Raw genomic sequence first — 450 nt, 5'->3', positions numbered from 1 at the left:
CCCTATGCCGCGCTCTTCCGTGCCCCGCGGAGGGGCTCCTGCGCTGTCTCTTTTAGCCATCGCGTCCTCGGTCAGGGGCAGGGCGGTGTGCCGGTCCGCGAACGGTTAGTTGTCGGCGAAGTCGGCCACGGTCAGCTGACCCGAGGCGGTCTGCGGCTGCGGGGTCATCACCGCGCCGACCCGTACCCCACGCAGTGCGCTGCCCATCCGGGCCTGCCGTTCCTCCATGCTGGCCGCGCCGATCAGGACCCAGCCGATCAGCGCCAACCAGAGCCCACCGAAACCGGCGCCGCTGAGGAACCGCCACAACCCCAGCCCGATCAGCAGCACACCGAGTACCCACCTCGCCCTGCGCTTCGGCCACCCGACTGCGCCGGTGCAGCACCTTCGGATCGTGCCCGGCGGTGATGGCGTGCAGGTCGACCACGCAGTAGACGGCGAGATGTGTAT

The 450-nt window shown here is 69.8% G+C and carries 1 pseudogene; it reads right to left on the bottom strand.

The features are described from left to right. Positions 1 to 108: 108 nt before the first annotated feature. Positions 109 to 351 (bottom strand): annotated as a pseudogene (locus tag JMF97_RS30800) (site-2 protease family protein); the annotation flags it as partial. Between the last annotated feature and the right edge of the window lie 99 nt (positions 352 to 450).

The organism is Micromonospora fiedleri (genome assembly GCF_016774385.1).
Lineage (GTDB): Bacteria > Actinomycetota > Actinomycetes > Mycobacteriales > Micromonosporaceae > Micromonospora > Micromonospora gifhornensis.
Note: the sequence above shows the minus strand (reverse complement) of the source record. Positions and strands in the feature narration are given on the sequence as shown.